Genomic DNA, 13,687 nt, shown 5'->3' with positions numbered 1-13,687 from the left:
CGCGCGGATCGAGAAGACGCTGACCGCGATCTCGCCGATCCGGGCGATCGCCAATGTCGTGCGGGTCGGCTCGGCCGGCTATCGCAAGCTGGTGACGACCGGCGGCACGCCGTCCGGCTGGGCCGCGGAAGGCGGGGCGCGGGCGGAGACCGACACGCCGGACTTCGCCGAGATCGCGCCGCCCTTCGGCGACCTCTACGCCAATCCGGCGGCGAGCCAGGCGATGCTCGACGACGCGGCGTTCGACGTCGAGGCCTGGCTGGCGGAGGAGATCGCGGTCGAGTTCGCGCGGGCCGAGGGCGCGGCGTTCGTGTCCGGCGACGGGACGAACAAGCCCAAGGGCTTCCTCGCGGCGCCGAACAGCGCCGATCCGGACGCGACGCGCGCCTTCGGGACGCTGCAGTTCATCAGGACCGGCGTCGCCGGCGGCTTCCCGGCGAGCGCGCCGCAGGACAAGCTCATCGACCTCGTCCAGTCGCTGCGCACGCCCTACCGGCAAGGCGCGGCGTTCGTGATGAACTCGGCCACCGCGGCGGCGATCCGCAAGTTCAAGACCGACGACGGCGCGTTCCTGTGGCAGCCGGGGTTGGTCTCCGGCCAGCCGGACAGCCTGCTCGGCTATCCACTGATCGAGGCCGAGGACATGCCGGATATCGGCGCCAATGGGCTCGCCATCGCCTTCGGCAATTTCAGGGCGGGTTACCTGATCGCCGAACGCAGCGAGACGCAGATTTTGCGCGACCCCTACACGCATAAGCCGTTCGTCCATTTCTACGCGACCAAGCGGATCGGCGGCCAGGTGATGAATTCGGAGGCGATCAAGCTGCTGAAGTTCGCGGCTTAGGCGGGCCCTCACCCTAACCCTCTCCCGCAAGCGGGAGAGGGAACGCGCCCGCCGGTTCCCCCCTTGCCGGCGGGCGCGACCCTTTTCGAAACATCGAAAGGCCGATCATGGCTTTGTACTTCGCCGACCTGGTGCGGGAGGCGTGCTGGGTGACCGGCGCCGGCGAGCTGGCGCTGGGCGGCGCCTTGCCGGGGCACCGGACCTTCGCTGCCGCGGTGCCGGGCGGGGCGCGCTTTCATTATGCGATCTGCGGCGTCACTCATCCGCAGGAATGGGAGACGGGCGAGGGCGAGATCGTCGGCGGTGCGCTGGCGCGGAGTCCGATCGCCTCGTCCGCCGGCGGCGCTGCGGTGGCGTTTTCGGCGGGGCTGAAGACGGTGGCGCTGACCGCCAACGCCGCCTGGTTCGAGGACCAGGAGGCGGGTGTCGGGATTGCCGACGTCGACGGCCTGGCCGAGGCGCTCGCTGGCAAGGCCGCGGCGGATCATGGTCACAGCTTCGGCTCGTTGTCGGGCAGGCCGACGACGCTCGCGGGCTATGGGATCGCCGACGCGGCGGCGGCCGGCCATGATCATGCCGGCGCCTATCAGCCGGCGGATTCCGATTTGAGCGCGATCGCCGGCCTCTCCACAACGGCATTCGGCCGCGCCCACCTCGCGCTCGCCGACGCAACGGCGCTGCGCGGTCATGCCGGGCTGGGCGGCATTGCGGTCCAGGCCGCAGATTCAGTCGCGATCACGGGCGGCAGCATCAGCGGCATCATCGATCTCGCGGTTGCCGACGGCGGCACTGGCGCGAGCAGCGCGCCGGCGGCACGGACCAATCTCGGCCTCGGCTCCATCGCCACGCAGGACGCCGCCAACGTCTCGATCACGGGAGGCACGATCGGCGGGATTTCAAGCCTGTCGGTCAGCGGCGCCGTCGCCGCCGGGTCTGGCGGTCTCGGCGCATTCGCCGGCGACTATCTCTACCGCATCGCCACCAACGCCGATTTCACCCTCTATGGCGGTTCGGCAGGCGGCGGCGGCGCGTTCGTCCGCGCCTATGGCAGCGCCCACGCGGACAAGGCCAACATGGTCGAGATCGCGACGGCGAGCGGCGCCATTGCGGCCTCCTTCGCCGGCAGCGGCGCAACCACCCTTACCGGCGCCCTCTTCGTCGAGGACGCGATCTCCATCGGCGGCAGCCAGGTCGTCGCGACGCGGCGGACCGGCTGGGCGGCGCCCTCCGGCACTGCGGCGCGCAGCGGCTTCGACACGGCAAGCGTGACCACCGAGGCGCTGGCCGAGCGGGTGAAGGCGTTGATCGACGACCTGACCGCGCACGGGCTGATCGGGAGCTGACGGAGATGAACGGCGCCGCGATCGGCGCGCTGGCGATCGGCGACGCCGGCTTGCAACGGCTCGCGACGGAACATGGCGGACCGCGCCCGGGCGGCGTGCGGAGCGGCGAGACCATGGTGGAGCCAGTCGACGCGCGTACGGCGAAAGCGACCAAGCCCTAAGTGCGAAGCTGGCGCTTCGCGCACCCACCCCTTGATCCCCTCCCTGGAAGGGAGGGGAGGGAGCCTTTGAAATGAGTCTTTACTTGAAGGATCCGGAGGCGCGGATCGACTATGCGATCGACTGGGGCGCGGCCTATCTCGACGGGCAGGTGATCGCCGCCAGCGATTGGCAGGTCGAACCCGAGGAGGAAGGTGGCGCGATCGTCGAGGTCGGCAGCTTCGACCTCAGGCGGACGGCGGCGACGGTGTCGGGCGGCGTGCCGGGTCGTGTCTATCGGATCGGCAATCGCGTGACCCTGTCGGACGGGCGCAGCGACGAGCGATCGCTCACCATTCGCGTGGAGGAGCGGTGATGGCAGGCTTTGTCGCCGCGGCCGCGCTGGCGCTGCCGGTCTCGCTCGCCGAGCTGAAGGCCGACGGCCGGATCGCGACCAGCGAGGAAGACGCGTTGCTCGCCGGCCTGGCGCGCGCGGCGACCGATCTTTGCGAAAGCTTCACCGGCAGCTTGCTGATCGCGCGGGAGGTGAGCGAGACCGTGGCGGCAGGCACGGCCTGGACGCGGCTCGGCGCCGCACCGGTGCGGTCGATCGGTCCGGTTGCCGCGATCGGGCTGGACGGCGCGGAGGCACTGCTCCCGGCCGACGGCTATGCGGTCGATATTGACGCAGCCGGCGACGGCTGGGTCCGCTTGACCGCGGCGCGGACGGAAAGGCGGCTGCAGGTGAGCTATGTCGCCGGGCTGGCCGGCGATGCGAACGGCGTGCCGGAAGCGTTGCGCCTGGGCATCGCGCGGCTGGCGATCCACTATTTCGCGAGCCGCGACACGGAGAAGCCGGGATCGCCACCGGCCGCGGTGACCGCCTTGTGGCGGCCCTGGCGGCGGCTGCGACTCGGCCAGAATCCGCGATGACGAGCGCGAGCGAGGCGCTGGCGGCGGCGGCGCTGGGCGCCTTGGCCGGCACGGTCGGGCTGAACGGGGCCTATGAGGGCGTGCCCGTCAAGGCGAGCCTGCCCTATGCGGCGATCGAGCTGGGGCCGGAAAGCGACTGGGGCTGGAAGGGTGGCGAGGGACGCGAGGTTCGGCTGGCCGTCACGATCCGCGACGCGGGCGAGCGGCCGGGGCGGTTGAGGAGGCTGATGGCCGCAGCGGAGGTTGCGTTGCTCGGCTTGGATGGTGCGGTCGAGGGTTGGCGGATCGTCAACGTCGTGACGTCGCGGACGCGAACCGCGCAGAAGCGCGCGGGGGAATGGACAGGGATGATTGAGGTGCGGGTGAGGATGGAACGCGAGAACTAGGCCGTCACCGCACCATTGTGGCGTGACGTCGGTCGGGCTCGGCCGGACGGCCGACCCGCCGGCCGGCTGGCGCGACTCCCAAACAAGGACTGGGGCCGCTTTGCGTCCGCAGTCCTTATTTCCGGGTCGCGCTCATCTTGGCGGTTCAAATAGCCCGGCGAGGTTGGTGCGGGCGTCCTCGACCTCGAGATTGGCCGTTTCCTCGGCGCTCGATCGGGTCGAGCGCATGGCCATGTCGCGGCGGATCATCGCTTCGCGAAACGCGGTCTGCTCAGCGGTGCAGACCTGGGCATATTCGGCCTCGAACTGCGCGGCCGTCTTGCGGGCCTGCATGCTGCTCTCGACGAATTGCCTGAGGCAGCGGGTGAACGCCTCGCGGCTGGCGCGGGTGGTGTCGGACTGCATCGCCATCGCCAGCGCAAGCAAAGATGAAAGCATCCTCCTCTCCATCTTTTCAATGCTTTGACGAAAAGGAGTCTGCGCCATGGCGGCGGAAAAAGGAAGCGCGTTTCTGCTTAAGGTCGGCAATGGCGGGAGCCCGCCCAGCTACGCGACGATCGGCGGCATGCGGACGACCCAATTGTCGGTCAACGGCGAGGCGGTGAACGTGACCAGCAAGGACTCGGAAGGCTGGCGCGAATTGCTGTCGGGCGCCGGCGTGCGATCGGTTTCGGTGGCGGCGAGCGGCATCTTCACCGGCTCGGCGGCCGAGGGGCGGATCAAGGGCAATGCGCTGGGCGGCGCGCTCGACGATTACGAGTTGAGCTTCGAGAGCGGCGAGCGGCTGCGTGGGCGGTTCCTGGTGACCCGGCTCGATTATGCCGGCGATCATGGAGGCGAGCGGACCTATGCGGTCAGCCTCGAAAGCTCCGGTGCGGTGGCGGCGGTATGACCGAGGTAGAAGCGCGCGTTTCGCACGCGCACCCACCCCTCAATCCCCTCCCTGCAGCCAGGGAGGGGAAGAAGACTGCCAATTGGGCTCGCGGCGAAGCGGCGATTGTGCTGGCTGGAGAGAAGGTGGTGCTCCGACCGAGCTTCGAGGCGCTGGTCGCCGCGGAGGAGGAATTGGGGCCGCTGTTCGCGCTCGTCGAACGGGCGGCGGAAGGACGGCTGACGCTGGCCGAGACGGCGGCCTTGTTCGGGCATTGCGCCGACGGGCGAGTTCCGCGCGAGAGGATTGGCGAGGCGCTGGTGGAGATGGGGCTGGCGAAGGCGGCGCCGGCGCTGCGGGCGTTGCTCGGGCAGATCCTGCACGGCCGTGTTTAGCGAGGCGGCGGTGCGGCTTGCGGGACTCGCCGGCGCGGTGTTGGGCTGGCGGCCGGAGGAGTTCTGGCGGGCGACGCCGGCGGAGCTTGTGGCGGTGTTGAGCGCCTTCGTGGACGAAACGCCGGACGCAGCCACGGCGGACGACCTCGCGCGGCTGATGGAGATGTTTCCCGATGGATGACGATCTGGACGAAGCGGTGGTCGCGGTGCGGGCGGACCGGGCAGCGTTCGCGAGCGACGTGAAGGCGATGCTGGCCGAACTGGACGGGCCGTTCGCGGAGGGGGCGTATCGGGCGGGGCGGGTGCTGGAGCGATCGCTGATCGCCGCGATCCGGTCCGGGCAGGCTGGGTTCGAGGATCTGAGGCGGACCGCGCTCGGCGTGCTGGCGGAGATCGCGGCGGCGTCGATCCGGGGCGGGCTCAACGAACTGCTGGGCGGCGGCAAGAAAGGCGGGATCGGGGTCAGCCTGGCGCAGCTGTTCGGGGCGATTGTGGGCGCGCCGGGCAAGGCGATCGGCGGGCCAGTGTCGCCCGGGCGGCCCTATCTGGTCGGCGAGCGCGGGCCGGAACTGTTCGTGCCGGCGGCGAGCGGGCGGATCGAGGCGATGCGTCCTCTTGGGCGCGGCGGCGGCGGGCGCGAGGTGCGGGTGAACGTGACGATCAATGCCCCGGCGAGCGGCGAGGCGCGGGCGTTGCAGGTGTCCGGGCGGCAGGTGGCGCGAGCGGTGAAGGCGGCGCTGATGCGGGTGGAGGATTGATCGGATCGAAGTGGTACTTCGATACGGGTTTCAGCAGACGAGGTCGCCCATAACACGACCGAAGTTCGAATGTGTCGTGCGAAGGATCAGAAGCGCCCTGCGGTCGCTTGCCGGGTCTGAAGGATTTGTGAGGGGACGAGCGCCGACTGAGCGAATCACAAAGCGACTAGAAGAATATCCTCGCGACACAAGATAGCGCATGACGGCGCGGCCGCGTCGGAACGACAAATCGAGACTGGCGCGAGCTTCCGCCTCGCTATCCGTGCCCGCCTCAATCAGAAACCTATTTTGCGGAATCTCGAACATGCGGGCGAAGGACATCCAACTATCGATCATAGCCATAGCGCGGCGATCCAGCCGGTCCGATCTCTCATCGAAAAACACCAGGTAGGTCGGGCAATAATCGCCCAAAGGTTCGGTCTGCTGCATGTTGATCGACAACGCAGCCAGAGCAAGGATCAGCGAGCCAGCCATGCAGAGACCTTAGGCGTCGATCGGCCCAGTTCAAGAAGCAGGATTCCCGCTTTCGCGGGAATGACGGCCCTGGAAAGTGACGGGAGAGGGCGATGCCCCATTGGCTCGCGCCGGTTGGCGCGGCGAAGACGTTCGGGTTCGCGAAGCGGTTCGACGCGCGTTACTGGTGCGTCGATTTTCCGCGGCCGATGATGGCGTCCGCCGTCACGACCGGGCCGAACAGCCTTCGGGTCGATGCCGTCTTTTACACGGCGAACGATTTGGCCGGGGTGATCTGGGAGGCCGCGGACCGGTGGGATCATCCGCTGCTGCGCTACGAGACGAGCCGGGATTTCCGGCGCTGCCAGTTGCGCTTTCGCTGGCGCTCGGACGGCGTGCTGCCGCTCGACGCCGTGAACGGGCCGACGCTGACGATCGAGGGGCGGGACGAAGCGGGCGAGGCCAGGAGCTGGTTCGTCCGGCTGTGGAACCATGCGGAAGGCACGCCGGAAGATGCGGCGGTGGCGCTCGACTTTGGGGCCCTGGCGGGAGGCTGGGCCGGGGACGATCCGGTGTTCGCGGGCGATATCGACCGGATGTTCGTCTCGCTGGTCGCACCGGGCTATACGGGCGAGGACGCGTTGCTGGCGGAGCCGGCGGAAGGGTGGGCGGAGCTTTCCGAGATCGCCTGCGACGGATCGGGCTCGGTGCTCCAAATCGGCGACGGACTGGTGCCGGAGCACAAGCTGCGGGTCGCGACCGGCTATGACGATCTCTATCATATGACGCCGGCGCGGGTGCTGCGGAACATCGCTTGGCTCGGCTATCGCGGCGTGATCAATCACTATGTCGGGATGAGCCATTATTTCCGGCTCGACGGCGACCTTAAGGCGGTCGCCGAGCTCAATGCTCCGTGCGCGGCGTGGCATGCGGATTTTCTCGAACGGGCGAAGGGGCTCGGGTTCGAGGTGATCCTGTCGCTCTCCTACGAACTGCTCGACCAGCATTGCCCGGAGGCGTGGAAGCAACGGGACATGGCGGGCGCGCCGGCGCTGACCGGGTGGGAGCCGCCCTCGGCGCTGCTTTCGCCTTGCCATGCGGGGGCGATGGGATGGCTACAGGGGATTGCGGGGGCGTTCGCGGGGCTGGCGGTGGACGCCGGGCAGCGGGTCCGGTTCCAGGTCGGGGAGCCCTGGTGGTGGGTCCGAAGCGACGGGACGATCTGCCTCTACGACGATGCGGCGGTGGCGGCGTTCGACCCGGCGGCGATCGCCGATGTCCGGGCCGAGCTGGACGCGGCGCAGTTGGCGACGCTGGATGCCGCGGGGGCAGCGCTGGCGGCCTCGACCGCGGCGTTGTGCGACGCGGTGCGGGCGGTGGACGCGGAGGCGGAGGCACTGCTCCTCGTCTATCCGCCAACGGTGCTGGATGGGGCCGAGGTGAAGCGGGCCAATATACCGCTCGGCTGGGCCGCGCCGGCCTTCGATGTGCTGCAGCTCGAAGATTATGACTGGGTAACGTCCGGGCGCGGCGGCGCGACGGCGGGAGCGGTCGCGGCGATGGCGGCTCGGCTCGGCTATCCCATCGGGGAGCAGCATTATTTCAGCGGGTTCGTGCTGAACGCGGACGATGCACCGCAATGGGCGCGGATCGCTCATGCGGTGGAAGCGGCGCGGGCGCGCGGCGCGGCGGAGACGTTCGTCTGGGCGCTGCCGCAGGTGATGCGGGACGGGTTCACTTATTTCAGCACCGGGGAGGAACGTGTGGAGGCTTTCGCAAACGTGCGGTTTCCGATCGCTTTGGGGCGGGAGGCGGCGGTCACGCCGGAATTCTCGACCGCGATCGTGACGACGGCGAACGGTGTGGAGCAGCGCAATGCCGATTGGGCCGACGCGCGGCTGCGCTTCGACGCCGGGCCTGGCGTGCGCAGCGAGGCCGAATTGCAGGCGCTGATCGCTTTCTTCCGGGCGCGGCGCGGGGCGGCGGTGGCGTTCCGGTTCGAGGATCCGTTCGACAACAGCTCCAGCGGGATGGCCGGCGCGCCTGAGCCGACCGACCAGGTCCTCGGCGAGGGCGACGGGGCGCGGACCGATTTCGAACTCGTCAAGGATTATGACGGTCAGAGGCGGCGGATCACGCGGCCAGTGAGCGGGACGGCGCGGGTCGCGGTCGACGGGGTGGAGCAGGCGTCGGGCTGGCTGCTGGGCGACAAGGGCGTGGTGAGCTTCGCCGAGCCGCCGGCGGAGGGCGTGGCGGTGACGGCTGGGTTCCGCTTCGACGTTCCGGTGCGCTTCGCTGAGGATCGACTGGAGGTAAACCGCGCCACCTTCCTCGCCGGCGAGGTACCGAGCGTGCCGCTGATCGAGGTGCGGGAAGGCTGAGATGGTTGCGTTTCTGGCGAAGCCGTTGGTCACCATCGCCTTGTGCTGGCGGCTGGAGCGGCGGGATGGAGTGGCGCTCGGCTTCACCACGCATGACCGCGATCTGGCGATCGGCGGCCTCGTCTACCGGGCCGCGCCCGGCATGCTGCCTTCGTCGATCACTCGCTCCGATGGCTTCGATCTCGACACGCTGGATGTCGAGGGGGCGCTGACCAGCGACGCAATCACTGCCGCCGACCTGAAGGCCGGGCGCTGGGATGGGGCGGCGGTCTCCGTATTCATGGTCGATTGGGAGGAGCCGGAGGGCGAGATTCTCCATCTGGCGCGCGGCGAGCTGGGCGAGGTTTCGATCCAGGGCGACGCGTTCGAGGCGGAGCTGAAGGGGCCGACAGCGGCGCTCGACCGGCCGGCGGTCGAGCAGACGTCGCCCGAATGCCGGGCGCGACTCGGCGACAAGAAGTGCCGGGTCGACCTGGCCGGCCTGACGCGGACCGTGCAAATCGTGGCGGTGGCGAGCGAGGATGAGATCGAGGTCGATGCGAGCGCGGCGGACGACGCCTGGCGCTATGGCAGGCTGCGCTGGCTGGCCGGCGCGAACAGCGGGCTGGAGCGCGCGATCATGGGCTCGGCCGGTGCGGTCGTCACGTTGCGCGATCCGCCGGCTCTCGCGGCGGCGGTCGGCGATCTGGTCGAGCTTATCCAGGGTTGCGACCGCCGGCTCGCTACTTGCGTCGGCCGGTTCGGCAACGCCGTGAATTTTCGCGGCGAACCGCATTTGCCCGGGATGGATCTGCTGACGCGCTATCCGGGCGCCTGAAGAGCCCACCCCTTAATCCCCTCCCGCAAAGGCGGGAGGGGACAATATTGGAGAGGAGAGGAACATGCGGCTGAGGGCTGGCATCGTCATTCTGCTGCTCGCGCTGGCGGGCTGCGCGCACCGGCCGGAGCGGCTGACGATCGAGATCGACGATTATCGGGTCGAGATCGGCAAGAAGGAGCCGGCGGGTGGCGAATGAGGGCGCGGCGACCGTCGCGCGGGCGCGGGCGCTGATCGGGACGCGATTTCGGCCGCAGGGGCGGTCGGCGGAGCAGGGCCTGGATTGCGTCGGCGTCGTGATGATGGCCGCGGGAATCGGGCGCGAACGGACGCCGGACGATTATCGGCTCCGTGGCAGCGACATCGACGCGGCGAATGCGGGGCTCGCCGCCATGGGTTTCGTGCGGCTGCCGTCCGACCGGGGCGAGCCGGGCGACGTGCTGGTGGCGAAAAGCGGCCCCGGGCAGCTGCATGCGGCGGTGCTTACGCCGGGCGGCTATGTTCACGCGCATGCCGGGCTGCGCCGGGTGGTCGAGACGCCGGGCGCGTTGCCCTGGCCGGTTCTCGCGGCCTGGCGCTATTCCGGCGCCGGTCGGTAGAGATGGCGACGCTCATCCTGACGGCCGTCGGCACCGCGGTCGGTGGTCCGATCGGCGGCGCTCTCGGCTCGATCCTCGGCCAGCAGGTCGACCGCAGCCTGTTCGCACCGAAGGCCCGACAGGGGCCGAGGCTCGGCGAACTCGCTGTCCAGACTTCGAGCTATGGCGCGATGTTGCCGAAGCTGTTCGGGCGCATGCGGGTCGCGGGCAGCGTGATCTGGGCGACCGATCTCATCGAGCGGCGCTCGACCAGCGGCGGCAAGGGTCAGCCGAAGACCGTCAACTATGCCTATTCGGCCAATTTCGCGGTTGCCCTTTCGGCGCGGCCGATTCTTGGCCTCGGGCGAATCTGGGCCGACGGCAAGTTGCTGCGCGGCGCGGCTGGCGATTTCAAGACTGCGACCGGTTTTCGACTGTATCCTGGCGACGAGGACCAGGATGTCGATCCGCTGATCGCGTCGGCAGAAGGGTTGGCGGAGACGTCCGCATTTCGCGGACTCGCCTATGCTCTGTTCGAGGATTTCGAGCTGGCCGATTATGGCAATCGTATCCCTTCGCTCACCTTCGAAGTGGAGGCGGATGGCGAGCCGCCGACGATCGGCGCGATCGCCGAGGTTCTGGCCGAGGGCGCGATTGTTGGCGGCCCCAGTCCCGCGCTGGTCGGCTATGCGGCGGGTGGCGACAGCGTGCGCGGCGCGATCGAGGCGTTGGCCGACACGGCTGGTCTTGCGCTTATGGACCGGGGCACCGCGCTGCGCCTTGGCGTGCGTGACGGATTTCCGGTGGGGATCGAACGTCAGGCAGAGCAGGGCAGGCGCGAGATCGTGCGGCAAGCGGCCGGCGCCGCTCCCGATGAGGTCAGCCTGGCTTATTATGACCCGGCGCGCGATTTCCAGACCGGCCTCCAGCGCGCGACGACCGGCGAGGACGGGCGCAACGCGGAGCGTCGGGCGCTCCCCGCCGCGCTTGCCGCCGACGCGGCGAAGGCCTTGGCGGAGGCGCGGCTGGCGGCGGTACGGGCCGGACGGACGCGCGCCACGCTCAGCCTAGGCTGGGCTCAAGCCGACACCCGTCCGGGCGATATCGTCACGATCGAGGATGAGGCGGGGCGCTGGGCAATACGGCGCTGGCAGTTGGGACGGATGAGCGTTGAAATGGAGTTGGAGCGGCTCGCCGGGCCGGCGCCGGCGGTCGCACCGGCCGAAGCGGGATACGGGAGCGGCCAACCAGATCTCGTTCACGGCCCGACCACCGTGCAGCTGATCGATACGCCAATCGGCGAGCCGGTGGGCGGACGGCCATTGCTGTTCGTTGCGGCGGCCGGCAGCGAGCCCGGTTGGCGGCGGGCAGCACTGCTCGCGACTTTCGATGGCGGTGCGAGCTGGATCGATGCGGGGGCAACCGCCGCCCCGGCGATAATAGGGACAGCCGTGCACGCGCTGGGCGTGGGGCAGGCCTTGCTGTTCGATAACGTCGGCGCCGTCGAGATCGAATTGCTCAGCGCGGCAACGGTCCTCGAAAATGCGTCGGACGAGGCGCTGATCGCGGGTGCGAATCTGGCGCTGGTCGGCGCTGAGCTGATCCAGTTCGGCCGCGCCACGGCACTGGGCGGCGCGCATTATCGTTTGTCCCGGCTGCTCCGCGGGCGGCGCGGCACGGAGTGGGCAATGGCAACGCACGCGACAGGCGAGAATTTCACGTTGATCGAGACGGCGGCACTCGCGCCGCTTGAGGCGCCGGCCGGATCGATCGGCGCCGAGGCCGTGGTTAGCGCGACGGGGGTTGGCGACCTGGCGCCGGCCGTCTCCTCGCTCACCATTTTCGGCCAGTCGCTGCTGCCGCCGGCGCCGGTTCATCTCCGGGCGCTCCGGTTATCCAGCGGCGACGTCGCGATCGCATGGACGCGGCGCAGCCGGCTTGGCTGGGCCTGGGCCAGCGGGGCCGACACGCCGCACGGCGAGGAGCGCGAGCGCTATCGATTGACGATCGCGGGCGAAGGCTTCGAACGGGTGGCCGAGATCGACGCACCCGCTTTCGTCTACGACACGGCCAAGCAGGCGGCTGACGGGGCGGTCGGCACGCTCGTCCTTTCCGTCCGGCAGGTCGGCGACCACGGGCTATCACAACCAGCCGCGCTGACGCTCGACTGACCAGCGGAGGAAAGAGATGAGCACGACCACGCGCTTCGCGCTGCCCCTGATCGCACCGGGGCAGGCACAGAAGGAGGCCTATCACAACGAGGCCCTGACCTTGATCGACGCGGCGCTGCATGCCTGCGTCGAGGACAGGCCGTTGACCGATCCGCCGACAGCGCCAGCGGCGGGCGAGAGCTGGCTCGTCGCGGGGGGCGCGATCGGCGACTGGGCGGACCGAGATGATTCGCTCGCGACCTGGACCGGCGGCGGCTGGCGCTTCGCGGTGCCGGTCTCGGGCATGACGGCGTGGAACAAGGCCGCCGGCAACTGGCTGCACTGGTCCGGCGCGGCATGGGTCGGCGGCTGGCCGGTGGCGGCGCTGCTCATCGACGGCGACCAGGTCGTCGGTGCGCGCCAGCCGGATGTCCCAAGTCCTTCTGGCGGAACGACAATCGATGCGGAAGCGCGGACGGCGATCGATCTCCTGATTGTGACATTAAAGGCGCATGGCCTCATCGATTGAATTTGGCCGAGCGCAGGCGGGAACCAGATGTGCGGCAAGGCGTAGGGCGTTCGTCCGTACCGGGGCCGGCATGTTCCTTGCCGACTGCGGCATTTCGGCAACAGAACGGGAGTTCAGCGCGCTTGCGCGCCTTGCTGGCTTCCCGTAAGGAATGGCCTGTCGTTCCCGGTTGGGACGCGAATAAGAAAGGGGAAGATTTATGCGGAAGCTCGCCATTGTTGTGGCGCTGTCGTCCACCGTGCTCGCGACTCCGGCATTGGCGCGCAACAATGCGTGGTATGTCGGCGGCGATTTCGGTGCGATGATCGTCGAGGACATCGCATTCGACTTCGGCACGGGTCCGATTATCCCGACCGGCACCAGCCAAGTCGAGATCGACCACAATTACGGTTACGACGGCGCTTTGTTCGTCGGCTACGACCTCGGCGCCTTCCGGCTCGAGGCCGAGGTCGGCTATCGCACGGCGCAGCTGGATGAGCTCGAGACGGTCATCAACCTGCCGGGTGATGGCAGTGTGGCTGGCAACGGCGCCGCTCGTCCGGCCATCGTCGCACCAGCTGGCGGCGGCAGGACCACCGCGCTGTCCTTCATGATCAACGGCATGTTCGATTTCGGTGACGAAGACGGCATCAGCGGGTTCGTCGGCGCCGGCGCGGGTATCGCGCGGGTCAGCTACAATAACCTGCGCCGCTTCGCCAACCGGGCCCCCTTCCTCGACGATTCCGACACCGGCTTCGCGTGGCAGGTGGTTGCCGGCGTTCGCCAGGCGATCAGCGACAATATCGACGTCACCCTGCGCTATCGCTGGTTCAACGTCGATGACATCCGGACGGTGAACTGGCGCGGGCAAGAGTCGCAGTCGCGGTTCCGGTCGCATTCGCTGCTCGGCGGCATCACCTACAATTTCGGCGCTCCGCCGCCGCCTCCGCCGCCTCCGCCTCCGCCGCCTCCGCCTCCGCCTCCGCCTCCGCCTCCGCCTCCGCCGCCGCCTCCGCCGCCGCCGATTCCGGGGCCGTTCATCGTGTTCTTCGATTGGGACATGGATGAGATCACTGCCGCTGCTGCAGCGATCCTCGACAATGCGGCTGCCCAGTATGCGTCGACGGGCCAG

General features: G+C 69.2%; 19 protein-coding genes. 17 read left to right on the top strand and 2 right to left on the bottom strand.

The window, feature by feature from the left end; translation table 11 throughout:
- The 6 genes from ACT4N3_RS05125 to gp17 form a co-directional block, all read left to right on the top strand.
- On the top strand, positions 1 to 844 hold an 844-nt coding region (locus ACT4N3_RS05125; protein WP_444854133.1), incomplete at its 5' end, for a phage major capsid protein.
- A gap of 107 nt (positions 845 to 951) precedes the next feature.
- Positions 952 to 2,187: a hypothetical protein gene (locus ACT4N3_RS05120; RefSeq protein ID WP_444854132.1), complete on the top strand. Its 1,236-nt coding sequence runs from the start codon at positions 952 to 954 to the stop codon at positions 2,185 to 2,187.
- A gap of 5 nt (positions 2,188 to 2,192) precedes the next feature.
- Positions 2,193 to 2,348, top strand: coding sequence for a hypothetical protein (locus tag ACT4N3_RS05115; RefSeq protein WP_444854131.1), 156 nt, complete (start codon positions 2,193 to 2,195; stop codon positions 2,346 to 2,348).
- Between the two features lie 71 nt (positions 2,349 to 2,419).
- The gene (locus ACT4N3_RS05110; RefSeq protein WP_444854130.1) at positions 2,420 to 2,701 is read left to right on the top strand and encodes a phage fiber-tail adaptor protein; all 282 of its coding nucleotides are present in this window, start codon (positions 2,420 to 2,422) and stop codon (positions 2,699 to 2,701) included.
- Entirely contained in the window at positions 2,701 to 3,258 is a 558-nt protein-coding gene (locus ACT4N3_RS05105; protein ID WP_444854129.1) for a head-tail connector protein, read from the top strand. The genes ACT4N3_RS05110 and ACT4N3_RS05105 overlap by 1 nt, the downstream gene beginning before the upstream one ends.
- Positions 3,255 to 3,644: a tail completion protein gp17 gene (gene gp17, locus ACT4N3_RS05100; protein ID WP_444854128.1), complete on the top strand. Its 390-nt coding sequence runs from the start codon at positions 3,255 to 3,257 to the stop codon at positions 3,642 to 3,644. Before ACT4N3_RS05105 ends, gp17 begins: the two co-directional genes overlap by 4 nt.
- Positions 3,645 to 3,776: 132 nt before the next feature.
- On the opposite strand, the gene ACT4N3_RS05095 is transcribed toward gp17, so the two are convergent.
- Positions 3,777 to 4,082, bottom strand: coding sequence for a hypothetical protein (locus ACT4N3_RS05095; protein ID WP_444854127.1), 306 nt, complete (start codon positions 4,080 to 4,082; stop codon positions 3,777 to 3,779).
- Between the two features lie 46 nt (positions 4,083 to 4,128).
- On the opposite strand from ACT4N3_RS05095, the gene ACT4N3_RS05090 reads away from it, so the two are divergent.
- The 4 genes from ACT4N3_RS05090 (at position 4,129) to ACT4N3_RS05075 (ending at position 5,668) form a co-directional block, all read left to right on the top strand.
- The gene (locus ACT4N3_RS05090) at positions 4,129 to 4,536 is read left to right on the top strand and encodes a phage tail tube protein (protein WP_444854126.1); all 408 of its coding nucleotides are present in this window, start codon (positions 4,129 to 4,131) and stop codon (positions 4,534 to 4,536) included.
- Between the two features lie 125 nt (positions 4,537 to 4,661).
- Complete coding sequence (locus ACT4N3_RS05085) at positions 4,662 to 4,910, top strand: GTA-gp10 family protein (RefSeq protein WP_444854125.1); 249 nt, start codon at positions 4,662 to 4,664, stop codon at positions 4,908 to 4,910.
- 10 nt (positions 4,911 to 4,920) lie between these two features.
- Positions 4,921 to 5,091 (top strand): phage tail assembly chaperone, encoded by a 171-nt coding sequence (locus ACT4N3_RS05080; protein WP_444854124.1) that lies wholly within the window; start codon positions 4,921 to 4,923, stop codon positions 5,089 to 5,091.
- Positions 5,084 to 5,668 (top strand): tail tape measure protein, encoded by a 585-nt coding sequence (locus ACT4N3_RS05075; protein ID WP_444854123.1) that lies wholly within the window; start codon positions 5,084 to 5,086, stop codon positions 5,666 to 5,668. The genes ACT4N3_RS05080 and ACT4N3_RS05075 overlap by 8 nt, the downstream gene beginning before the upstream one ends.
- Positions 5,669 to 5,698: 30 nt before the next feature.
- On the opposite strand, the gene ACT4N3_RS05070 is transcribed toward ACT4N3_RS05075, so the two are convergent.
- Positions 5,699 to 6,142, bottom strand: coding sequence for an OmpA family protein (locus ACT4N3_RS05070; protein WP_444854122.1), 444 nt, complete (start codon positions 6,140 to 6,142; stop codon positions 5,699 to 5,701).
- A gap of 92 nt (positions 6,143 to 6,234) precedes the next feature.
- Here ACT4N3_RS05070 and ACT4N3_RS05065 point away from each other — a divergent pair, with 92 nt between their 5' ends.
- The 7 genes from ACT4N3_RS05065 to ACT4N3_RS05035 form a co-directional block, all read left to right on the top strand.
- Positions 6,235 to 8,502: a DUF2460 domain-containing protein gene (locus ACT4N3_RS05065; protein WP_444854121.1), complete on the top strand. Its 2,268-nt coding sequence runs from the start codon at positions 6,235 to 6,237 to the stop codon at positions 8,500 to 8,502.
- Between the two features lies 1 nt (position 8,503).
- Entirely contained in the window at positions 8,504 to 9,319 is an 816-nt protein-coding gene (locus tag ACT4N3_RS05060; RefSeq protein WP_444854120.1) for a DUF2163 domain-containing protein, read from the top strand.
- A 64-nt stretch (positions 9,320 to 9,383) separates the two neighbouring features.
- Positions 9,384 to 9,518: a hypothetical protein gene (locus ACT4N3_RS05055; protein WP_444854119.1), complete on the top strand. Its 135-nt coding sequence runs from the start codon at positions 9,384 to 9,386 to the stop codon at positions 9,516 to 9,518.
- Entirely contained in the window at positions 9,508 to 9,918 is a 411-nt protein-coding gene (locus ACT4N3_RS05050; RefSeq protein ID WP_444854118.1) for a peptidoglycan endopeptidase, read from the top strand. Before ACT4N3_RS05055 ends, ACT4N3_RS05050 begins: the two co-directional genes overlap by 11 nt.
- Positions 9,919 to 9,920: 2 nt before the next feature.
- Entirely contained in the window at positions 9,921 to 12,068 is a 2,148-nt protein-coding gene (locus ACT4N3_RS05045; RefSeq protein WP_444854117.1) for a phage tail protein, read from the top strand.
- Positions 12,069 to 12,084: 16 nt separating this feature from the next.
- Positions 12,085 to 12,576 carry a DUF2793 domain-containing protein gene (locus ACT4N3_RS05040; protein WP_444854116.1) on the top strand — a complete coding sequence of 164 codons (492 nt, stop codon included), beginning with the start codon at positions 12,085 to 12,087 and terminating at the stop codon, positions 12,574 to 12,576.
- A 199-nt stretch (positions 12,577 to 12,775) separates the two neighbouring features.
- Positions 12,776 to 13,687, top strand: a 912-nt coding sequence (locus ACT4N3_RS05035) for an outer membrane protein (protein ID WP_444854115.1), incomplete at its 3' end; no start/stop codon positions are given.

The organism is Sphingosinicella sp., from assembly GCF_052388015.1.
GTDB lineage: Bacteria > Pseudomonadota > Alphaproteobacteria > Sphingomonadales > Sphingomonadaceae > Allosphingosinicella.
Note: the sequence above shows the minus strand (reverse complement) of the source record. Positions and strands in the feature narration are given on the sequence as shown.